Genomic DNA, 20,660 nt, shown 5'->3' with positions numbered 1-20,660 from the left:
ATGTTGCGTTTGAAACCATGACGCGCAGCCTCTCGCGGGCACGAAACAGCGGATAGCTTCTTCGTGGAATACTATAACATGGGACCCAACACCTACCGGTCGATACCCGTAGATGGATCAAATGGTCAGTTGCGCGTTTCGGACTGCCTCGGTGCCTTCGCCGAGACATAGATCAGGCCTGTCGCTGGGTCTTTTTGAAATCATGGCCGACAAACCCGCCACCTGAGCCGGTCCCTCGTGCAGCCCAACGCAAGGAAGGTTAGACTCAATCCGGGGGGCTATAATAAGCGCGTCTCCAAAAAAATTTTCGGTCCCATAACCCCGATGCAGGCACTGAAAAAACGGGAGCGAAAATGGCATCAACTTTTTGTTGCAATGGTTCATACTTTTACGGGACTGGAGAAAATCGCCGTCTGCCGGCAGTGAACCCTGCGCGCCGACGCCAGTACGGAAAAATGACCTTCAAAAAAGGGCTGCCATCTCCCGCCGCTTAATAGATGGTGGATCTGGAGGGCCACGGCCCTGCGAAAGACCCTGAAAGGGTTGAAAAAGCGGGGACCCCCAGCCTGCCCTCTGTCCGCAAAGCCCGCGTGTCTTTTAAGCCCCACATACCTTACAAAGATGCCCATCATGAGGAGTTCACCCACGGACGAAGCAAGAATTCCCCAAGAGGCTGGCCTGGGCGGGCTGGTGATGGTCTTTTCTGAAGCCGACCGTGGCATTGGGCGCGCCGCCGCGCAGAGCTTGGCGCGCGCGGAAGCCCGAACCCTTCTGTGTGCTTGAACCTCAACGCAAATTGAAGAGGCATGCGAGGCCGTTCGAGCGTAAAAAGGGCAGGCCGACGCCATGATGAGCGATGTCTCCACGTGGAAAAATGTGACTCGCTTGGTGGAGCAGGTCATGTCCCTGGCCGGTGTGCCGCACACCGTGGTGGCCAACACCAATGTCATTGAGTCCGTGGGCGATACCTGGGCCGAGCCTCTCGAAGACTGGTCCAAAAACGAAGTCGTCAACCTGATCAGGGCCTTTCACAGGGTTCGCCCGGTCCTGCCGGGCAAGATCGAGGCCAGGTGAGGGGTGCTGATTGTGACCTCAAGCGGCGCCGCGACCCATCCTGTGGCCGGTTGGAGCGTCTATGGCGCCGCCAAGGACGGCTTGGAACTCTTTGGGAAAACCCTTGCCGAGGAATCCCGCGAAGCCTGCTTCAATCTTCGTGTGCACCTGCTCTACGCCAGCATTGTGGACACGGCCGTGCATGAATGGATTCGCCATATGACATTTTCAGCGGTGGAAGAATTTCGGGGCTATGAGCGTTCGGGCCTTCTTCGACCCCTTGAGGAACCAGCGGCCCTCATCTGGTGGCTTGCCACCTCCTTTGCACGGGACACCCTTGATCGCGTGGCCGCCGTGGACGATGGCAACGTGCGGCGACGCCTGGCTTCAAATCTTGGACTGCCTTTGTTTCGACCTTGCGGCGCCGCGGCCTGAAAAAAGCCGGCACATCAAAACCCTTCGTTGACCGAGCCCTGTGACGGCGCGCTTGACAAGGAATGGGGGCCTTGACTATAAGCAACAATTCGCGTCTAGAATGTGCGCCGTAAAAGAGCCCGAAGGGCCATGACCTGAGGCAAGAAAGCGCTTCCGGGTTGAGACATAAGAAAGAAAGGGAAAGGAAAGGTCCATGAAACGCACATATCAGCCTCACAATTTGCGCCGGAAACGCACGCACGGATTTCTCGTTCGCATGGCCACGAAGTCGGGTCGAGCCGTCATCAACAGGAGACGGGCCAAGGGGCGAAAGCGACTGTCCGTGTGATGCAGGCGGAACACGGGGCGGTCGTGTCGGCCACCACAAGATGTCGCCCGTTATCCTTTCGTCCCGAGGAGCGCCTGAAAAAGCGTTCGGAATATCAGAGGGTGAGCCGGGAGGGTTGGCGCCTTTCGTGCGGTCCTTTTGTGCTCAGTGTGGCGCCCAACGGCCTGCCGCACCATCGCCTGGGGCTTGTAGTGCAAAAAAGGTACTGGAAGGCTGCGACAAGGAACCGCATCAAGCGATGCCTTCGGGAGTGGTTTCGGCACGCCAAGAGCACCCTGCCGCCACCAAACTTGGACATTGTGGTCATTGCCCGACCCGGCGCCGAAACCGTCACCCCAGCCCGCATGGCCGACCTTTTCGGTGAATGCTTGAAAAGAGGGGGGCGACGAATGGCATGATGAAACGGTTGGTCTTGTATGCTCTAAGAGTCTATCAAGTGTGCCTGTCGCCCTTCCTTGGAGTCCACTGCCGATTTTATCCGTCTTGTTCCGCTTACATGTATCAGGCCATTGAAAGGCACGGCCTTGTGGCCGGCGTGGTGCTGGGAGGCCGTAGGCTTCTCAAATGCCATCCCTGGCATCCCGGCGGCGTCGATCCCGTGCCGCACACTTTAGGAAAGTCTACGGAGTAATCTACATGGAAAAAAGAGCCTTGTTGGCATTTGCCCTCTCCATGGCTGTTTTATTTCTTTGGGAAGTGTATTTCACGCCGCAACCGGCGCGCAAGGCTGAATCCCCTGCCGTTTCTGAGACGGCAACCGAGCCCAAGCGTGAATCCTCCACGGCCCCGTCGAGCTCTTTTGCTGGGTCGGAGGCTTCGCGTGGCGTGGATTGGTCCCATGTTCCCCAGCAGCACGCCGCCACGGTTGCGCCTTCGTCCAAGTCCTGGGTTGTAGACACCCCCCTTTATACGGCGCGCGTTGCTGCCGCAGGTGGGCGCATCGAAAGCTTCACACTGAAAAAACACCGACAATCGGTCGACCCGTCCGCCCCTCCCATGGACCTCATTCCATCCAAGGGGATGGGATACCTTCCTCTGGCCGTGGATTTGCTCCACCATAAGGAATGGCCTTTGGCGACCATGGCCTACGACGGTGATGCGCCCACGGAAATGCGTCTGAACCCGGGTGATGGGGAAAAGGCCCTAATCCTTTCCGCGGAAGTTCCTGGAATCGTTCGGGTGCAAAAGATTCTGCGTTTTTCGGCGGACACCTACGCCGTAAAGGTGGAGGTTTCCTTGACCAACCTATCCGAGGCGCCACTTACAGACCAGCTGGGAATTAGCTCTTACGCCATGCCCTTTGAAGGTTTGGCATCGTCCTACAACCAGTCCCATGTGACGGTGTTGAAAAACGGATCTTTAGAGCATTTCAACCAAAAAGCCTTGAAAAAGGACACCCCCATTCTAAAACCGCCTGTGCACTGGGTGGGTTTTGACAACAACTATTTTCTCCAGGCCGTGGTTCCCGCTGCAGACCAGCATTTTCAGGTGGCCGCAAGGCTTCTGGATGCCGGTTCCGGCTTGGTGCAGCTGGTCTATTTGACCGACCCCTTTACTGTGGATCCTGGGGCTACACTGACCGTTTCCAACACCTATTATTGGGGTCCCAAGGAACAGGATGCTTTGAAGCGGGGGGACGTGCGGCTGGAGCGCGCCTTGGATTTTGGGTGGTTCAGCTTCCTGGCCAAGCCCTTGCTGATGTTCCTTCGGTGGATTTACAACTACACGCACAACTACGGGGTTGCCATCATCATCTTGACCGTCATCATCAAGATTCTCTTTTGGCCCCTCACCCATAAGAGCTTCAAGTCCATGCAGGTCATGAAAAAGATTCAGCCCAAGATGGCCCAGATACGAGAAAAGTACAAAGACGATCGAGAAAAGCTCAACCAGGAACTCATGATGCTCTACCGCACCTACAAGGTGAACCCGCTGGGCGGGTGTCTTCCCATAGTGCTGCAGATTCCGGTGTTTTTTGCCCTTTATCGAATGCTCTACGGCGCCATCGAATTGCGGCATCAACCGTTTTGGCTCTGGATCAACGATCTCACGGCCCCCGATCGACTGTCCGTGGGTTTTGAAGTGCCGTACTTGGGAGGGCTCCCCGTGCTCACCCTGCTCATGGGGGCGAGCATGTTCATTCAGCAAAAGATGACGCCATCGGCGGGGGATCCCCGACAGGAAAAGCTCATGCTCATGATGCCCGTGATTTTCACCGTATTCTTTATCAACTTTCCATCGGGTCTCGTGCTATATTGGTTTGTGAACAATGTTCTGTCCATCGTGCAGCAGTACTGGATCAACCGTCAGGCTTAACCAGGCGCCTCTCCGCTTCAAATTGGCGATCGTGCGTGCGCTTCGGATGACAAACGGAGGAGAGTATGCCAGCGCAGGAGTTTGAAGGGAAAACCCTTGACGATGCCATTCATTTGGCCTGTGAGGCGTTCCAATTGCCTCAGGAAAAGCTGGACATTGAAATCCTGTCCAAAGGCTCTTCGGGCATTTTTGGCATTGTCGGGGCCCGCAAGGCGCGCATTCGCGTCACCCCCAAGGAAACGCCTCTCGGCATGGCGTGCGAACGGGCCAAGCAGGTGCTCACGGAAATCCTCAAATATGTGGACGTTCCCACCGTTGTGGAAAGTGAAGTGCGGGAAGAGAGTGTTTATTTAAACATCGTGAGCAACGGCTCGGGGCTGCTCATCGGCAAGCGGGGCAAGACCCTCAATGCATTGCAGTACGTGGTGAGCAAGATTGTCAGTCGAGAGGTGGGCGACAATGTGCCTGTGATCGTGGACACGGAAAATTACCGCTCAAAACGTGAAAGCAACCTCACCGAAATGGCCCTTCAATTGAGTGAGCGGGTCAAGAAATCTCGACGTCCTGCAACCACAGGTCCCATGAACGCTCAAGACCGACGGATCATTCACATGGCTTTGAAAGAAGACCGGGGCGTTCGCACTAAGAGCAAGGGCGAAGGCAACCTACGTCGGGTGGTTATCTACCCGGCCAAGAAAACTAAAAACATTCCAGACTCCATGACCGAAGCGAAATCCAACGCACAGTGAGCGGAGGCTGCATCCGCGCACGATGGACATTGCCTGCCGATCCGAGACAATCTGCGCCATTGCGACTCCCATCGGCATCGGGGGCATCGGGATCATCAAGATCAGTGGCCCCGATGCCCTCACCCTTCTGCAGAAAATCTTTCGGCCCGCCCACGCCTCCTTTGTTTTGCCCCCATCCCACAAACTGATCTACGGCTGGATCGTCGACCCAGAAACCCAAAGTCCCATCGATGAAGTCCTGGCCAGTTACATGGCCGGACCGAGATCCTACACCGGCGAAGATGTGGTGGAAATCAACTGCCACAGCGGCTACGTCGTCCTGCAGCGCATTCTCGAGCTGGTGCTGAGCCATGGGGCCCGACTGGCTCGCCCTGGAGAATTCACGCTCAGAGCCTTTTTGCATGGCCGCTTGGATCTGTCTCAGGCCGAAGCCGTGATTGACGTGATTCACGCTCGATCGGAAAAGGCTCTGGAAGCCGCCGGAAAACAGTTGCGCAGGGGTTTTGGGCAGCAGGTCTCGCGGTGGCGTAATGAACTCCTGGAGCTTGAGGCACGGCTGGAGGCGTCGTTGGATTTTTCCGAAGATATGGAGCTCGAGGGCGCCTCTGAGCTGGAGGCTGTGGCCGAACAACTGGAAAGAGACATCCTTCCGGCTCTGCGCCGTCTTGCGGAGAGCTATGAAGAAGCCCGCGTGCTTCGCGAAGGCCTTTCCTTGGTTCTTGTGGGAAAGCCCAACGTGGGCAAATCATCCCTTCTCAACGCCTTGGTGGGGCAGGAACGGGCCATTGTCACACCCGTTGCGGGCACGACGCGAGACGTCATCGAAGACGGTTTCCTTGTCGCAGGATTGTGGGTACGCGTGCTGGATACGGCAGGAATTCGGGAAAAACCTGACATGATCGAATCCCTAGGGATTGAACGGACACTGCGCTGCGTTGACGAAGCCGATTTGGTGCTGTGGATTGTAGATCAAAGCCGATATTTGGATGCGGATGATGATCGCATTCAGGAAAAAACGCGTCATAAAAAGCGACTGGTGATCCTCAACAAGAGGGATTGTCCCATGGAAACCAGTGTGGACGACCTGAAGGCACGCTACGGCCTGGAGAATGCCATTATCCATCTGTGTGCGCACGACCCAGGCGACATCGAGCGTTTGAAACGGTTTTTGGAACGTGACGTGCTTCAAGAAGTTGTCTTGGGAGCGGAATCCACCTTTGCCGTCAATGTAAGACAAAAAGAGTGCCTGGAGCGCGCCGTGTTGGCTCTAGACCGAGCCGTTGAGGTGGCTCGCGCGCAGGGGTTCCCCGAGTTGGTAGCCGAAGAGGTGCGAGCGGCTCGAAGCGCCGTGGAAGAGATCCTGGGCCTCCATGTGGACGATGCAGTGCTCGAGCGCATCTTTTCTCGATTTTGTATCGGCAAGTGAGCCCTTCGAGACCTAACGACCATGATGCAAGCACACCATGGCCCGTGTCGTGAGCTGTTGGCCGGCCTTGCCGCTTCCTGCGGTCTGAAGTTGTCGGCGGACCAGGTGGCCATGTGTTGCCGCCACCTGGAACTGGTGGAGCTCTGGAACCGGCGGATCAATTTGACCCGCATCACGGGCGTGGATGCCGTGGTGCAGCACGTGCTGGACAGCCTCATACCCCGGCCCTGGCTGCCTCAGCGGGGCGTGGCCCTGGATGTGGGGAGTGGCGCAGGCTTTCCTGGCATACCTCTGGCGGTGACGTGCCCGGATCTTCATGTGGTCCTGTTGGATGCTGACCGCAAGAAAGTGAGTTTTCTCAAGTTTTGCGCCGCCGACATACACTTGAAAAACGTGAGGGTCCTGGAGGGGCGACTGGAAGAGGTGTTTCAAAAGCCGGTCTTCCACGGCGGCATTCACGCCGGTGGTGCATGGAAAGCGCTTGAAGTGCCAAGCTTTTTTGACCTCATCACCGTTCGGGCCGTGCGGGTAAATGAAGCCTTGCTCCGCCGGCTGGGGGCGCTGCTGAAGCCAGACGGCGTGGTAGCCTACTGGTGCGGGTTTGTACCTCCGGTCACGGTGCCGCAACATCTGGAATTGAGGTTCTGCCCCACATCCTTTTTCCGTGGTGCGCGGCGAGCTCGGTCAGTGACCAACGAGGCTATGGCCGCACTGAAAGCCGAGAGCACGGATGGGGCGGAACTCGAGGGGGTTCTGAAGCGCCTCGAGGACCGCGAGTACACGCTTCCGGGCTTGGACGAACCTAGGCGGCTACTTTGCTGGAGGCGTCGACGGTCATGATCCAATCTCTTCCGCCACGCGACTGTGCCGGACGCGATCCTGCAGGGCTAGAAGTGGATCGCTGGGGCGCACCGGATAAATTTTTTCCGGCCTGAGCTTTTTGTACTCCTCGGGCAGCCGTTCCCAATCGGCTCGAAAGCGGGCGCGGATTTCGGCAAGGGATTCTTCGGCAGCCGTGCGCCGTCCCTGCACCACCACGGGCTCAAGAAGCGGTTCAGCTCCCGGGTGTTTTTCTTGCTTGAGCCCAAGGATGTCGTATTCCATGAGCCCTGAGGGATCGTAGGATCGAAAAACCTGCTTTTCACCGACCCACGTCTTCTTTCCTGGGCTTAGCTTTAGTACCGGCCGGCCGTCATATTCCACCAGCTTGTAGGCCATGTCCAGATAGGGTGCGTCGGCGGAAACCCCCAGCCGCGTGCCGATGCCGAAAAGATCGATGTGGGCGCCCGACTGGAGCAACTCTTCCACGCGATATTCATCCAGATTACCGCTGGCCATGATGGCCAGGTCCGAAAAGCCGTGTCGGCAAAAGAGTTCACGCACCTGAGAGCTCAATCGTGTCAGGTCGCCACTGTCCAGCCGCACACCTCTCAGTTTCTTACCCTGCGCCTGAAGCTCTCGTGCTATGACCACGGCCTTCTCCGCGGCGCTCAAGGTGTCGTAAGTGTCCAGCAGCAAGACGGTGTTGTCCGGAAATGCCGCGGCATAGGCTCGAAATGCATCCATTTCACGAAGAAAACTGGTGATGTAAGAGTGGGCCATGGTGCCGAACACGGGAATGCCGTACATCTGCCCCGCAAGGACATTGCTGGTGCCGATGAATCCTGTGAGGAAGCTGGATCGCGCCGTCTTTAAGGCGGCGTCGACGCCGTGCGTGCGTCTCGGAGAGAAGTCGATGAGAGGGCGGCCACGGGCGGCGTGCACGCACCGAGAGGCTTTGGTGGCCACAAGGATTTCCAGATGAAGAGTGTTGATGATGAGCGTTTCGAGCAGCTGTCCTTCCACAATGGGTGCCGTGACTTCGAGAATGGGTTCGTTGGGAAAAAAGATGCGCCCTTCGGGAATGGCCCGCACGGTTCCCGTGAAACGTACACTTTCCAGGTATTTTAGAAACCCTTCGGGAAACCGTCCTAATGAGCGCAGATACTGAATGGAGCTCGCGTCGAAATGAAAATCGTCCAGGAAAGCGAGAAGACTCTGCAATCCCGCGCTGACGAAATAGGCTCGATGAGGCGGTAGGTCTCGAATAAAGAGGCTAAAGGCGGCTCGTCCCCGCATGCCTTCTTTCCAATAGCTTGCCGCCATGGTGAATTGGTAAAAATCGGTGAGCAGTTCTGGTCGATAACCGTGCCACAGCGCCATGGACGAGGCCTCCTGGCAAGAATGGGTTCGTGTTCAGCGAACGACGGCACCGTAGACGCGCTCCATGCGTTTCAGCGCAAAAGCATGAAATTCAGGGTCGAAGTCGGCGACGGCCTGGGACGGCACCACCACCGCATAATCTCGATTGCGCAGATCCCCTACGGTGTCCATGACGCAGATGGATGTGCACACGCCCACCACCCACACTTCCTCGGGAGCATATTCCTTGAGGATACGGTCCAGATCCGTGCCGAAAAAGGCGCTGTAACGTGTCTTTTCGATCTTGATGGCCCCACTAATCTGGGGCAACTCGGGAATCACAGCCCCGCCCCAGGTGCCGCGCACGGCATGGGGTGCAAACATTTTGAACTCGGGATCGTCCTGGGCATGGGCATCTTGAACCATGACGACCATGTCTCCGTTTTTGGCAAAGTCCTCCATGAGTTGTCCCACGGTGGGAATAATGGCTCTGGCCGTCTCGCCACAGTACAGGGCGCCTCGAGGATCCAGGAAATCGTTCAGCATGTCGATAACCAAAAGGGCTTTGCGTGCCATGGTCCTACCTCCGTGCCGACGAGTTTAGAAAAGGCATTGTATCACAAGTCTAACTGGTATATTAAGCATCCTTTATTCTAGAGGGTGAGAGAAAAGCATGCAGTTGGAGCGCATTGCGGTGACCACGCGTGATCATTATGCCGGGGCCCAAGAGCCTGCAGAGTTCCTATGGCGAGGGCGGTATTATCGAGTGGTTGCCGTCGAAGATCGCTGGTATGAAGGCTTTGTTGCCTCGCATCGAGTGCCCATGCGCTATTATCGCGTGCGGGTGGACACGGGGGAACAGTTCTTGGTGCGCTACCACGAACTTTTTGACAGCTGGAGCCTTGTGGTTGGGCCGCAGGAGGAATCGGCTCCATGACGTGCGTCATGGCCATTGCCAACCAGAAAGGGGGCGTGGGCAAGACCACCACGGCCATCAATCTAGGGGCCGCTTTGGCAGCCAAGGGTGAGCGGGTGCTTCTCGTCGACTGTGATGCCCAAGGCAACGCTTCCAGCGGCCTTGGCGTTCGCGTTGTCGACGCCGAGGCCACTTTATACGGTTTTCTTTGCCACGATGTGCCGCCTCCCTTACATCGACCCGTGGACAGCCTTCCTTTGTGGCTTCTTCCCTCAAATCCCACGCTGGCGGCCGCCGAGTGGGAATTGGCTGCGCAAAGCGGAGCTGAGACGGTCCTGGCGCACAAGATGGATGGCCTTTGGCAGGATTTCGATGCCATCATTCTGGACTGCCCCCCCTCCTTGGGGCTTCTGACGGTCAACAGCTTGTGTGCCGCGCAAAGCGTCCTGATTCCCCTGCAGTGCGAATATTTTGCCATGGAAGGGCTGACCCTCTTGCTGGAAACCATACGCAAGATCAAGATGCGATGGAACCCTCATTTGCGCATTCGAGGCATCGTGCTAACCATGTTTGATCGGCGCAACAACCTGTGCCACCAGGTGGCCATGGAGGTGCGCCAACACTTGGGCGGGCGAGTGTTCAAGACCATGATTCCGCGAAATGTGCGCTTGAGCGAGTGTCCCAGTCACGGGCTGCCCATTACCGTGTATGACAGAAATTCCGCGGGAGCTCGAGCCTACATGGCCTTGGCCGATGAGTTGCTGGAAACGGAGCGCTGTGGTGGCTGAAAAGAGAAAAGGATTGGGTCGAGGACTTCAAGACCTGCTTCCGTCCACCGACTGGCTCAAAAGGGAAGAGGTGCAGGTGTTTTACTGCCCTGTGGAGCGACTGAGGCCGAATCCCTATCAGCCGCGACAAAAGGTGGAAGACGAAGCCTTTCGAGAGCTGGTCGATTCCGTTCGAGAAAACGGTATTCTTCAGCCCATTCTGGTTTCTCGTGGCCCGGAACAGGAAACCTACACCATCGTTGCGGGAGAAAGGCGTTGGCAGGCGGCTCGAGCGGCGGGGTTGCGCGAAGTGCCGGTGGTGGTGCGGGAGGCCACGCCACGGGAAGCTTTGGAATTGGCTCTGGTGGAAAACCTGCAGCGCCAGGATCTCAACTGCATCGAACAGGCGGCCGCCTATCGGCGCCTACACGACGAATTCGGGCTCACTCAGGCCCATATCGCTCAACGCGTGGGTAAGGACCGATCCACCGTCGCCAACATCATGCGCTTGACTCAACTGCCGTTGGTCATCCAAGAGGATCTTTTGGACGGACGCTTGACCATGGGCCATGCTCGAGCCCTTTTGGCCTTGCCCGACGATGAATCTCGTCTAACCATGCGCGATGCCATTTTGCGCGGCCAGCTTTCCGTGCGCCAGACCGAAAAGCGGATCAACTTTTTTCTTCAGGGGAAAAAGCGCAGCGAGGGCGCTCCCCCTCGATCACGCTGGCAGGAGATGGAAAAGCGCCTGCGCCAGCATTTGAATCTACCCGTCACGGTGCGAAGGCAAGGAGAATCCGGAACAGTGACCATTGCCTACCGCGATGCTCAACAACTTCAAACGCTGCTGCGTCACTTGGGTGTGCAGGACGCAGGTGATGCGGACGATGCAGGTTCATGAGCCGGCTTGAGACGCCGCACCTGATTCTGGGAGGGGCGAGAAGCGGCAAGAGCACCTATGCCGAAGCCCTTGTGATGTCTATGCCCCCGCCCCACCGCTATGTAGCTACGGCACAGATCCTTGACGACGAAATGGCCCGGCGTGTGCGGGAGCACCAAAAGCGGCGCGGAGCCACATGGCGAACCATCGAGTGCCCCATTCATTTAGCGGACCTTTTGCGGCAATTGGATTCGGAACCTGCCCCGATTCTGGTGGACTGTCTTACCCTGTGGTATTCTAATCTTGTCTTGTCCTTGGAAGAGGGAGCCATCAGAGCCCAGGTAGCCTCTGTATGCGACGTGCTGCACTCGGCACGATCCCCGCTACTTCTGGTCTCCAATGAGGTGGGGTGCGGTATTGTGCCGGACAACGCCTTGGCGCGATTCTACCGGGATTTGGCCGGTTGGGCCAATCAGAGAATTGCCCAAGCCTGTCGAGCAGTCACCTACGTCATTGCCGGTATTCCGGTGCCTTTGAAGCCGCGATAAGGATTCAGCGCCATGTGGAGGTCCTTCGTTTTCGCGTTGGGATTTCTCACGCGGCTTCGCCTTCCGGGGCAAGGTGCCGTGCTCTGTGGCGACGATAAAGTGGCGAAGTCCCTCACGGCGTTTCCCGTCGTGGGGCTCATGGTCGGCATTCTGCAGGCTGCAGCGGGCTGGAGCCTTGCGATTTGTTTTTCACCCGAATTGACCGCCTGGTGGGTGGTTGGGCTTGGAGTATGGATTACCCGCGGCTTGCACTTGGATGGTCTGGCGGATGTGGCCGATGGCATGGGGGGCGCTTATGAACCCCAGCGACGGCTGGCCATCATGAAAGACAGTCGCGTGGGATCCTTTGGTGTGATCGCCTTGATTCTGGGCCTGGGCCTCAAGGTGTCTGCCGTCTCCGGCTTGCTATCCGCGCAGCGTTGGTCAGCGCTTCTTGTAGTGCCAGCCCTGAGCCGCTATGCCATGGTACTGTCCATGCACAAAGTGGCGTATGCCCGCCCCGAAGGTGGCTTGGGCAAAGCCTTTGTGGATCGGTTGGGGCGTCATGAACTGTTCTGGGCCTCGGTCTGGGCTGTTCTTTTGGCGCTGGCCCTGTTTCAGCACTGGGCCTGGCTCATGCTGGCGGTCGCCATGGTTTCGGCGACAGCGCTTCGATATGCGGCGAAGCGATGGCTTGGAGGCATGACGGGGGATATGTTGGGCGCGGTGAACGAAGTGACCGAAATCCTTCTTTACCATGCGGCTCTGGTGATCACCCAAGGAGTGGGCTCATGACAGGCCGCTCGAGCACATGTCTTGCCATACTGGCGGAACTCAAACGGCGCTGCCATGAAACCGTTTCCGGCAACGAATTGGCCGCTGCTTTGGGCATCTCGCGCACGGCGGTGTGGAAACACATTCGCACCCTTCAATCTCGAGGCTACCAGATCGAAAGCCAGCGCAAGAGAGGCTATCGGTTGAAGGCGTGGAGCCATTCCTTGAGGCCGGAAGAAGTGATCCCTTTGTTGCGCACGCGATGTTTTGGTCGCACTTACGAGTACCACGAAACCATCGAATCCACGAACGATCGCGCCATGGATTTGGCTCGAACGGGCGCGCCGCATGGAACGGTGGTGGTGGCTGAAGAGCAGACGGCAGGTCGAGGTCGACTTCGACGGCCTTGGGTTTCGCTTAGAGGATTGGGGCTCTACCTTTCCGTGATTTTGCGGCCCGAACTGCCGCCGCGCTATGGACACGAAACAACCCTTACGGCCTCTCTGGCTTTGGCTCGTTCTCTTAGGGATCTCTATGGCCTGCCCGCTCGCATCAAATGGCCTAACGATATTTTGATCTCGGGAAAGAAAGTGGCCGGCATTCTTACGGAAATGCACTCGGACCCGGACCGTATACAATTCGTGGTGGTGGGTGTGGGCGTCAATGTTCTTCATAGCTCCATGGATCTGCCGTCCGACACCCTCTATCCCGCCACGTCTCTGGCTCTTGAGCGCGAAAGACTCGGCGCCCAGCCGAGCGGTGAGGAACCGTGGGCGTGGAGCCGCCCCCATGTCCTGGCGGGGTTTCTCAACACCTGGGAAGAACTGGACGAAATCTACATGGCTCAGGGCCTCCAAGCGCTTCGGGAGGACCTCATTGCGGTGTCGGCCGTCATAGGCAAAGTGGTTCGTGTGCAGGTTTCGGAAAGGATTCTGGAAGGCGTCGCACGGGATTTGACAGACCGTGGTGCCCTGGTCTTGGACATGGAGGGTGGGCGGCGCGAGACCGTGTGGGTTGGCGACATCCTGCACCTGCGGGAGGTTCAGCAAGATGCGCCTGAACCGTCATCATCTTAGGCTTCTCGAATCTTTTCCAAAGCCTCTTGGCGACGCTTGCAATCAATGCACAAGGTTGTCACGGGGCGAGCCTTGAGGCGTTCGATGCCGATATCGTCGCCGCAGGCCTCGCAGATGCCAAAGGAACCATCTTCGATCCGCTGAAGGGCTTCGCGAATTTTCGTGATGAGCTTGCGTTCTCGATCGCGAATGCGCAGCATGAAGTTGCGGTCTGATTCCAGAGAGGCCCTGTCGGTGGGGTCTGGAAAGGTCTCTCCTTCATCGGTCATGCCCGTCACCGTCTTTTCCGCTTCCTCGATAAGCTCGCGCAGTCGCTGTTCGAGGATTTCTTTGAAGTAAGCCAGTGTCTCTTGGTCCATGGCGAATCCTCCGCGCGCTGTCATGAAGGGATGTTGGCTAGCACAAGGCATGCCGCCTTGTAAAGCTTAAAATCATGAGACCAGGTCGCGCGAGAAGCGAACTTCAACCCTGGGTATTATCCTTTCAGGACAAATTCGGCGCTTCTTCGGCTTCAAACGTACCGCTTCGACCTCCTGATTTGTGGGTGAGCCGTATGTTTTCCAGGACCATGGAGCGATCCAACGCCTTGCACATGTCGTAAATGGTTAAGGCGGCATGAGTGACGGCCACCATAGCTTCCATTTCCACGCCCGTTCGATCAAAGGTTTTTGTTCGAGCTTCTATGCGCACACCGGGAAGTTCGGGCTCGGGCTGCAAGAAGACTTCCACGGACGCCAAAGGCAAAGGGTGGCATAGGGGAATCAAATCCCAGGTTTTCTTAGCAGCCATGATGCCTGCCAAGCGTGCCGTGTTGAACACGTTGCCCTTGGCCACCGTGCCTTCCAGAATGCGCTCGAGGGTTTCCTTGGCCATGCGCACCTGGCCTCGCGCACGAGCTTCCCGCCAGGTTGGAGCCTTATCGCTCACATCCACCATCTTGGCCTGTCCTTCGCTATCCAAATGAGTCCAGTGTTTGGCGTTTTCTGTCATGCGCTCTCCTCTTTCTGTGAGCCGTTTCTCTTGGTGTGGCCGATGGCCACAACGGCCAGGAGTGAATGGAAAAACTCTTTACGTGCCCATACTCTCTATGGAACTCAGCAAGCATGCCGCGTCACAAGGTTACGTTTCTCGAGGAGAACCACTTCGGGTTTCCCTGAGCGCTTTCTCAAAGAACTCCTCGTCAATGAAGAAGGTCGGCTGCAGTCATTCGCTTCCAGAATAAGGACACCCCCCACCCATCTTGGATGGTCGGGTAGCGGTGGGTTTCCATCTTCAAGGTACCGGCCCGGCGGCGTTGAGTGCCCTTTGAAGCCCGCTGGAACCTCTTCGAGTGCCTTTCCTTCACCTGCCAATGGACCCCGGCGCTGAACGCGGCGAGTCATGCCTCTTGAAGGGAAAAAGCCGACAGACGTCAAAGGGATGGGCTTTGGGGCTTTGAAAACCAAAAGCCCGGTCTCTCCGGGGGACCGGGCCGACTTGTGAACATGTGGCGGAGAGAGAGGGATTCGAACCCTCGGTACCCCTTTTCGGAGTACACTCGCTTAGCAGGCGAGCGCCTTCAGCCGACTCGGCCATCTCTCCAGACGACGCGCGTAATGGCGGAGGGAGTAGGATTCGAACCTACGGGCCGGCTCATCACCGACCAACGGTTTTCAAGACCGCCGCCTTAAACCACTCGGCCATCCCTCCACAGCATGAAGCTGAGTCAGATCTAACTACCATTCACCTTTTTCAGTGTCAAGAGAAGGCGAAACTGCAAAAGGCTATCCTGCTCGAGGAACGAGGCTCGGCTGGTCGTTGACAAGCATGGGAGCGCATTGTTAAGGGGATGCGGGAGGAAGACACCGCACCATGAGCAAACCTTCATGGCCCACCAATTTGCCCGTATTGCCTCTTCGCCACACCATGCTCTTTCCTGCCATGATTCTTCCCCTGTTTCTCTCCGAGGCAAACGAAAAGGCGGTGCTGGCCGAAGCTGAAAAAACGGGCCGATACATCTTTTTGGCGACCTGCTGCGGCGAAGATTCGACATGTGGCCGTGGAGGGCCTGGCGAGCCATCATGGAAAGGCGCTTTGGGCTGTGTGGCCCTGATTCTCAAAACCACGCTGCTGGAAGACGGCAGGATAAAAATTTTGGTTCAGGGCATTGCCAAGGCCCGCGTCCTCAGCGTGATGGCGTCCTCATCGGGACTTATGGTCCGCCTCGAGCCCTTGGTGGAAACGGATATGCCCCTGGACGCAAGCCTTCTGCCTTTGTTGTCCAGAGTGCGCCAAATGGGTTTGAAGCTTTTCACGCTGCGGGGCATGCACGCCGCCGATGCCGAGGCTGTGCTTCACGGTATCGCGTCTGCAGGGCGCCTGGCCGATTTTTTGGCGATGAACCTACATCTGGATCCCCATGAGTGCTGCCGGTTGATGGGGTTGGTCGATCCATCGGAGCGCCTGCGCGCCGTGGCCGAGGCTTTGGGCGAGGAGCTGCAAAAGGCTGAAGTGCAGCAGGAAATCGAGTCCGAAGCCGAAACGGCCCTTCGGCGACGCCAACGGGAACGGTACTTGCGAGAGCAACTCAAGGCCATTCGCAGGGAACTGGGCGAATGGGACGAGAACAAGGAGGAGTGGGTTTACAGGGAAAAGATTCGCGCGGCAGGAATGAGCCCTGAGGCTTTTCAGGTGGCCATGCGGGAACTGGATCGGCTGCTGATGATGCAAAGCGATTCGGCCGAAGCTTCCCTCGTGCGCACCTACCTGGATTGGCTCATTGAAATGCCCTGGCGGCGAACCACCGAGGATCGCTTAGATCTTGCGGAAGCAGCCAAGGTTCTGGACGCCGACCATCATGACATGGAAACCATTAAAGAGCACATCTTAGATTTTCTCGGCGCCTGTAGCTTAAAAGGCAGTCTTAAAGGATCCATTCTCTGCCTGGTGGGGCCACCGGGAGTTGGCAAGACGTCTCTAGGGCGATCTATCGCCAAGGCTATGGGGCGCCGATTCGTGCGCCTTTCCCTGGGAGGAGTTCGCGACGAGGCGGAGATTCGCGGACACCGGCGCACGTACCTGGGCGCTTTGCCCGGGCGCATCATTCAAGGGCTGCGCTATGCCGGCACGAAAAATCCGGTCTTCATGCTGGATGAAATTGACAAGATTGGATCCGACGCTCGAGGAGACCCAGCGGCAGCGCTCCTAGAGGTCCTGGATCCCGAACAGAACAAGGCCTTTTCCGATCATTATCTCAATGTAGCGTTTGATTTGTCCCAGGTGCTTTTCATTGCGACGGCCAACAGCCTGGAGCATGTTCCGCCGGCTTTGGTGGACCGCATGGAGGTGCTGACCCTGACCGGCTATACGGACAGGGAAAAGCTGGTGATTGCCAAATCGTATTTGCTTCCCCGCCAATTGGAAGAGCACGGGCTGCAGCCGGAAGACCTGGCGCTCAGCGATTCGACTCTCATGGCCTTGGTGCGCCGGTATACACGAGAATCCGGTGTGCGCCAGTTGGAGCGAGCCATTGGCACATTGTGCCGCAAAGCCGCTAGACATCGTGCCGAGGGAGGGCGTGCTCCCTTTCGCGTTTTCGTGAAGAATCTGGAGCGCCTTTTGGGCCCGCCATTGAAGGATCTTTCATCGCAGCAGTTTCCCTCCATACCCGGTGTGGCTTTGGCCTTGGCCTGGACACCCCACGGCGGGGAAGTGCTGCGCATCGAGGCGGCTGTCATGACCGGCAAGGGGGCGGTGGTTCTCACAGGACATTTGGGAACGATCATGAAGGAGTCGGCTCAGGCGGCTTTGAGTTTCATTCGTACGCGAGCCGGCCGTTGGGGCTTGCCCTCAGATTTTCATGAAAAGATGGACGTGCACATTCATGTGCCGGCAGGCGCCGTGCCGAAAGATGGACCCTCTGCAGGTATGGCTTTGTGCGCCGCCCTAGTGTCCGCCTTGCTCCAAAAACCCTTGGGAAAACCGTGCGCCATGACGGGAGAGATTTCCCTCTTGGGTGACGTGCTTCCGGTGGGGGGCTTTCGAGAAAAAGCCCTGGCGGCTGCCCGTTCCGGACTCCGCTTGGTGTTTGTTCCTCAAGGTAACATGGACGACGTTGCCCAGTTGCCGGCCTATGTCACACGCGCTGTCAACTTTATCCCCTCATCCCACATGGATCAGGTCTTAGAGCACCTCTTTGGCGCAGACAAGGGGGCGGCATGCGCCTAGCCTACGTGGATGCTTTTTCCGGAGTCAGCGGAGACATGATGCTCGGCGCCCTGATCGATGCCGGGGTTTCGGTGGTTACTTTAAACAAAGCTTTGGAGGCTCTTGAACTTCCAGGGTGGCACCTGGATGTGCGCAAGGAGTCTCGAGGAGCCATCACGGGCACTCGGGTTGTGGTGTGCGAAAGGGGCTCGCCGCCTCTGCGCCACTACCGACACATTCGCCACCTCATAGCGGCTTCTTCTCTGACCGAGATGGTCAAAGAAAGAGCGTTGCATATCTTTGAGCGGCTGGCGCGGGCCGAAGCCAGGGTCCACGGCATGGACGTGGACGATGTGCACTTTCATGAAATTGGGGCCGTGGACACCGTGGTGGATGTGGTGGGCACCGTGGTTGGCCTTGAACTATTAGGTATTCAAAGGCTTTATGCGTCCCCATTGCCCCTTGGGCGAGGTCGCGTGTCCTCTAACCATGGCGTGCTTCCCGTGCCGACTCCGGCCACCGTGGCCCTGCTTGAAGGTGTGCCCGTTCGGGACGGTGGCGTGGAACGAGAATTGGTGACACCCACAGGCGCCGCCATTTTGACCGGGCTGTGTGAAGGGTTTGGACCTCTTCCCGATATGGTCCTCAACACGGTAGGATACGGTGTAGGGGCGCATTCGGCCGACAATCCACCCAACGTGCTGCGGCTCATGGTGGGCGAATCCCAGGCGGAGTGCATCACGCGACGGCTCTTGATGATGGAAACCCAGATCGACGACATGAATCCGGAATTCTACGAACACTTCATGGCGTCGTGCTTTGCCGAAGGTGCTTTGGATGTGGTGCTGGTTCCCGTGTATATGAAAAAGAATCGTCCCGCGACCTTGGTCCGCATCCTCATGGATCCTTCGCTTAAAGATCGCATGGCGACCCGGGTTTTTTGTGAAAGCACTACGCTGGGCGTTCGGTTTCACGAAGTGGACCGCATGGAGCTGCCTCGTGCTTTCATGGATGTGGACACCCCATGGGGCGTGGTGCAGGTCAAAATGATTAGTCTACCTGACGGATCGGTGCGATGTCAGCCGGAGTACGAGGCGTGTCGGGATGTGGCCCGGCGCACCGGTCTTCCTTTGCCGCAGGTCTACGAAGAGGTTCGTCGGCGCGGTCAGGAAAAGGTGGCTCCAAAAAAGTGATGAGTTGTCGGCATGATGGATCAAAACAAACGTTCTGACATTCTAGGTTCGCTTCTCACCGTCGGGGATGAAATTCTCCTAGGGGACATTCTCAACACCAATGCGCATCACATAGCCGGGGTTTTGAGAGCGCACGGGTTTCGTTTGCAAAGAGTGGTCGTGGTGGAAGATGCCGAAGAGGCCATCGCCCTGGAGCTGGAACAGCTCACGGCGCAGAGCCGATTTGTAATTGTCACAGGCGGTTTGGGGCCGACGGACGACGACCGGACCAAATGGGCGGTGACGCGAGCCTTTGCTCTCCCCATGGCGGTGGACGAAGCGGATCTTCAGAGCTTGATGGCCCGAGTGAAGGATCGAGGTGGTGAATGGAGTGATCGGTTGGGCCGTCTCGCCCAGTTGCCTCAGGGAGCCACTCGGCTGGCCCCGGGACGTCCCATGGCCGGCTTTTCCTTGGAGCATCACGGCGTACCCTGTTACTTTCTGCCGGGGGTTCCTCACGAGATGGAAACCCTGCTGCGGGAGGTGGTTCTGCCCGATCTCATGCACCGATTTCCTCAAAGACCCGCCTGCTGTCAACGCGTGCTTCGCCTTTACGGTCTGATGGAAACGGAGATCAACGATCGGCTAAGCGGCTTTGATGCCGTGGCTTACGGCGTCAAGGTGGGATACCTGCCGCAGACGGCGGAAAATTGGGTCACCCTTCTGGCTTCAGCCACAGACGCCGAGGAAGCGCAGCGGCGCCTGAACGCGGCGGAAAAGGAACTGGTTCTTCTTCTGGGCGAGGACCATGTGATCGGCCGCGATGACGAATCCTTGGAAAAAGTTGTGGGAACGCTTTTGCGCCAAAGGGCGTGGAAACTGGCCGTTGCCGAATCCTGCACGGGAGGGCTTTTGGCGGCACGCTTGACGGCCATTTCCGGTGCCTCGGACTATTTCGACAGAGGCTTTGTGACCTACAGCAATCAAGCGAAGAGCCAGCTGCTGGGCGTACCGGAAGAACTGTTGCAGAGGTACGGAGCGGTGAGTCGGCCCGTGTGTGAGGCTATGGTGCAAGGGGTGCTGGAACGATCCAAGGTCCAGGCGGCCTTGGCCGTGACGGGCATTGCAGGCCCCACGGGAGGGTCGACACAAAAACCGGTGGGTACCGTCTTTATCGGGGGGGCGGTGGGAACGCGCACGGTGGTCGAACAGCACCATTTTCAGGGCAATCGGCGCCTGGTGCAAGAACAGTCGGTGCAGCACGCCTTGGCTCTTTTGTGGAGGATGTTGCGATCATGATACGCACCTTTGTGGCCTTGGATCTTCCCCCGAATGTTCAAAAGGATCTCGGTGAGTTCTGCGCTCCATTGCAACAATTGGATGTGCCGGTCAGGTGGATCCGTCCCCATCGGGTTCATTTGACTTTAAAATTTTTAGGCCATATTGCCCCCTCGCTTATCGAGGCCGTTGCCGACGCTTTGCGTCCTGTGGCGGCAAGCACGGCACCATTTTCCTTGCGTCCTGCAGGGTGCGGCGCCTTTCCTTCCCTTCGCGAGATGCGGGTCGTCTGGGTTGGAGTGCAAGGGGATATGGGGTCGCTCCACGCCCTTCAGCGCAGTGTGGAAGATGTGCTGCAGCCGTTGGGTTTTCCCAAGGAGCATCGGCCTTTTCGGGCGCACTTAACCATCGGGCGCGTCAAGGGGCGGCGTCACCTGAAATCCCTTCAGGATATGTTGGTGGCTCGCCAGGGCTATCAAGGGGTTGTTTTTGACGTCTCGGAACTGGTGTTGTATAAAAGTGATCTTAAGCCCGACGGAGCCCAATACACCCCTTTGCAGAGATGGCCCTTTCAGGGTAGATCGAGGCTTTAGGGAT

Annotated in this window: 24 protein-coding genes and 2 tRNA genes; 20 read left to right on the top strand and 6 right to left on the bottom strand. The window is 57.6% G+C overall.

Going from position 1 to position 20,660, the window contains the following annotated elements; all coding sequences use genetic code 11:
* The first annotated feature begins 630 nt into the window (after positions 1-630).
* The 10 genes from EDC27_RS15845 (at position 631) to rsmG (ending at position 7,147) form a co-directional block, all read left to right on the top strand.
* Complete coding sequence (locus EDC27_RS15845) at positions 631-783, top strand: hypothetical protein (protein ID WP_170161484.1); 153 nt, start codon at positions 631-633, stop codon at positions 781-783.
* A 63-nt stretch (positions 784-846) separates the two neighbouring features.
* Positions 847-1,074: a hypothetical protein gene (locus tag EDC27_RS00455; protein ID WP_123288657.1), complete on the top strand. Its 228-nt coding sequence runs from the start codon at positions 847-849 to the stop codon at positions 1,072-1,074.
* Positions 1,075-1,086: 12 nt separating this feature from the next.
* Positions 1,087-1,488 (top strand): SDR family NAD(P)-dependent oxidoreductase, encoded by a 402-nt coding sequence (locus EDC27_RS00450; protein WP_170161483.1) that lies wholly within the window; start codon positions 1,087-1,089, stop codon positions 1,486-1,488.
* 193 nt (positions 1,489-1,681) lie between these two features.
* The gene (gene rpmH / locus EDC27_RS00445) at positions 1,682-1,816 is read left to right on the top strand and encodes a 50S ribosomal protein L34 (protein ID WP_123288655.1); all 135 of its coding nucleotides are present in this window, start codon (positions 1,682-1,684) and stop codon (positions 1,814-1,816) included.
* Complete coding sequence (gene rnpA / locus EDC27_RS00440) at positions 1,816-2,214, top strand: ribonuclease P protein component (RefSeq protein ID WP_123288654.1); 399 nt, start codon at positions 1,816-1,818, stop codon at positions 2,212-2,214. The genes rpmH and rnpA overlap by 1 nt, the downstream gene beginning before the upstream one ends.
* Complete coding sequence (yidD, locus tag EDC27_RS00435) at positions 2,214-2,447, top strand: membrane protein insertion efficiency factor YidD (protein WP_123288663.1); 234 nt, start codon at positions 2,214-2,216, stop codon at positions 2,445-2,447. Before rnpA ends, yidD begins: the two co-directional genes overlap by 1 nt.
* Before the next feature lie 5 nt (positions 2,448-2,452).
* A complete protein-coding gene (gene yidC, locus EDC27_RS00430; RefSeq protein ID WP_170161482.1) occupies positions 2,453-4,132 on the top strand; it encodes a membrane protein insertase YidC in 1,680 nt (559 codons plus the stop codon).
* 65 nt (positions 4,133-4,197) lie between these two features.
* The gene (gene jag / locus EDC27_RS00425; protein WP_123288652.1) at positions 4,198-4,881 is read left to right on the top strand and encodes an RNA-binding cell elongation regulator Jag/EloR; all 684 of its coding nucleotides are present in this window, start codon (positions 4,198-4,200) and stop codon (positions 4,879-4,881) included.
* Between the two features lie 22 nt (positions 4,882-4,903).
* On the top strand, positions 4,904-6,307 hold the full coding sequence (mnmE, locus tag EDC27_RS00420) for a tRNA uridine-5-carboxymethylaminomethyl(34) synthesis GTPase MnmE (RefSeq protein WP_123288651.1): 1,404 nt from the start codon (positions 4,904-4,906) through the stop codon (positions 6,305-6,307).
* Positions 6,308-6,328: 21 nt separating this feature from the next.
* Entirely contained in the window at positions 6,329-7,147 is an 819-nt protein-coding gene (gene rsmG, locus EDC27_RS00415) for a 16S rRNA (guanine(527)-N(7))-methyltransferase RsmG (protein ID WP_123288650.1), read from the top strand.
* Here the strand turns inward: rsmG and EDC27_RS00410 are convergent.
* A complete protein-coding gene (locus EDC27_RS00410; protein WP_123288649.1) occupies positions 7,142-8,509 on the bottom strand; it encodes a nicotinate phosphoribosyltransferase in 1,368 nt (455 codons plus the stop codon). The two genes, rsmG and EDC27_RS00410, sit on opposite strands and share 6 nt — an antisense overlap.
* 33 nt (positions 8,510-8,542) lie before the next feature.
* A complete protein-coding gene (locus EDC27_RS00405; RefSeq protein ID WP_123288648.1) occupies positions 8,543-9,064 on the bottom strand; it encodes a cysteine hydrolase family protein in 522 nt (173 codons plus the stop codon).
* A 97-nt stretch (positions 9,065-9,161) separates the two neighbouring features.
* On the opposite strand from EDC27_RS00405, the gene EDC27_RS00400 reads away from it, so the two are divergent.
* The 6 genes from EDC27_RS00400 to EDC27_RS00375 are packed head-to-tail and all read left to right on the top strand — an operon-like array spanning position 9,162 to position 13,428.
* Positions 9,162-9,425 carry a DUF6504 family protein gene (locus tag EDC27_RS00400; protein ID WP_123288647.1) on the top strand — a complete coding sequence of 88 codons (264 nt, stop codon included), beginning with the start codon at positions 9,162-9,164 and terminating at the stop codon, positions 9,423-9,425.
* A complete protein-coding gene (locus tag EDC27_RS00395) occupies positions 9,422-10,192 on the top strand; it encodes a ParA family protein (protein ID WP_123288646.1) in 771 nt (256 codons plus the stop codon). Before EDC27_RS00400 ends, EDC27_RS00395 begins: the two co-directional genes overlap by 4 nt.
* Positions 10,185-11,072 (top strand): ParB/RepB/Spo0J family partition protein, encoded by an 888-nt coding sequence (locus EDC27_RS00390; RefSeq protein ID WP_123288662.1) that lies wholly within the window; start codon positions 10,185-10,187, stop codon positions 11,070-11,072. Before EDC27_RS00395 ends, EDC27_RS00390 begins: the two co-directional genes overlap by 8 nt.
* Positions 11,069-11,599 carry a bifunctional adenosylcobinamide kinase/adenosylcobinamide-phosphate guanylyltransferase gene (gene cobU / locus EDC27_RS00385; RefSeq protein ID WP_123288645.1) on the top strand — a complete coding sequence of 177 codons (531 nt, stop codon included), beginning with the start codon at positions 11,069-11,071 and terminating at the stop codon, positions 11,597-11,599. The genes EDC27_RS00390 and cobU overlap by 4 nt, the downstream gene beginning before the upstream one ends.
* Positions 11,600-11,611: 12 nt before the next feature.
* Positions 11,612-12,373, top strand: coding sequence for an adenosylcobinamide-GDP ribazoletransferase (cobS, locus tag EDC27_RS00380; RefSeq protein ID WP_123288644.1), 762 nt, complete (start codon positions 11,612-11,614; stop codon positions 12,371-12,373).
* Entirely contained in the window at positions 12,370-13,428 is a 1,059-nt protein-coding gene (locus EDC27_RS00375) for a biotin--[acetyl-CoA-carboxylase] ligase (protein WP_170161481.1), read from the top strand. The genes cobS and EDC27_RS00375 overlap by 4 nt, the downstream gene beginning before the upstream one ends.
* Here the strand turns inward: EDC27_RS00375 and dksA are convergent.
* The 4 genes from dksA to EDC27_RS00355 all read right to left on the bottom strand — a co-directional run bounded on the left by dksA (position 13,425) and on the right by EDC27_RS00355 (position 15,117).
* Positions 13,425-13,787: an RNA polymerase-binding protein DksA gene (gene dksA / locus EDC27_RS00370; RefSeq protein ID WP_123288661.1), complete on the bottom strand. Its 363-nt coding sequence runs from the start codon at positions 13,785-13,787 to the stop codon at positions 13,425-13,427. The genes EDC27_RS00375 and dksA overlap by 4 nt on opposite strands.
* Before the next feature lie 124 nt (positions 13,788-13,911).
* Positions 13,912-14,418, bottom strand: coding sequence for a cyclic pyranopterin monophosphate synthase MoaC (gene moaC, locus EDC27_RS00365; protein ID WP_123288642.1), 507 nt, complete (start codon positions 14,416-14,418; stop codon positions 13,912-13,914).
* A 497-nt stretch (positions 14,419-14,915) separates the two neighbouring features.
* Positions 14,916-15,009 (bottom strand) — tRNA-Ser (locus EDC27_RS00360).
* A gap of 15 nt (positions 15,010-15,024) precedes the next feature.
* Positions 15,025-15,117, bottom strand: a tRNA-Ser gene (locus tag EDC27_RS00355).
* 162 nt (positions 15,118-15,279) lie between these two features.
* Between EDC27_RS00355 and lon the strand changes: the two genes are divergently transcribed.
* From lon to thpR, 4 genes are read left to right on the top strand one after another with little or no spacing between them, the layout of a single operon-like run.
* The gene (lon, locus tag EDC27_RS00350; protein WP_123288641.1) at positions 15,280-17,634 is read left to right on the top strand and encodes an endopeptidase La; all 2,355 of its coding nucleotides are present in this window, start codon (positions 15,280-15,282) and stop codon (positions 17,632-17,634) included.
* Positions 17,625-18,806: a nickel pincer cofactor biosynthesis protein LarC gene (gene larC, locus EDC27_RS00345; protein ID WP_123288640.1), complete on the top strand. Its 1,182-nt coding sequence runs from the start codon at positions 17,625-17,627 to the stop codon at positions 18,804-18,806. Before lon ends, larC begins: the two co-directional genes overlap by 10 nt.
* Before the next feature lie 12 nt (positions 18,807-18,818).
* Complete coding sequence (locus tag EDC27_RS00340) at positions 18,819-20,084, top strand: CinA family nicotinamide mononucleotide deamidase-related protein (RefSeq protein WP_123288639.1); 1,266 nt, start codon at positions 18,819-18,821, stop codon at positions 20,082-20,084.
* Positions 20,081-20,656: an RNA 2',3'-cyclic phosphodiesterase gene (gene thpR, locus EDC27_RS00335; RefSeq protein WP_123288638.1), complete on the top strand. Its 576-nt coding sequence runs from the start codon at positions 20,081-20,083 to the stop codon at positions 20,654-20,656. The genes EDC27_RS00340 and thpR overlap by 4 nt, the downstream gene beginning before the upstream one ends.
* The last annotated feature ends 4 nt before the right edge of the window (positions 20,657-20,660 follow it).

It is taken from the genome of Desulfosoma caldarium (assembly GCF_003751385.1).
Lineage (GTDB): Bacteria > Desulfobacterota > Syntrophobacteria > Syntrophobacterales > DSM-9756 > Desulfosoma > Desulfosoma caldarium.
Note: the sequence above shows the minus strand (reverse complement) of the source record. Positions and strands in the feature narration are given on the sequence as shown.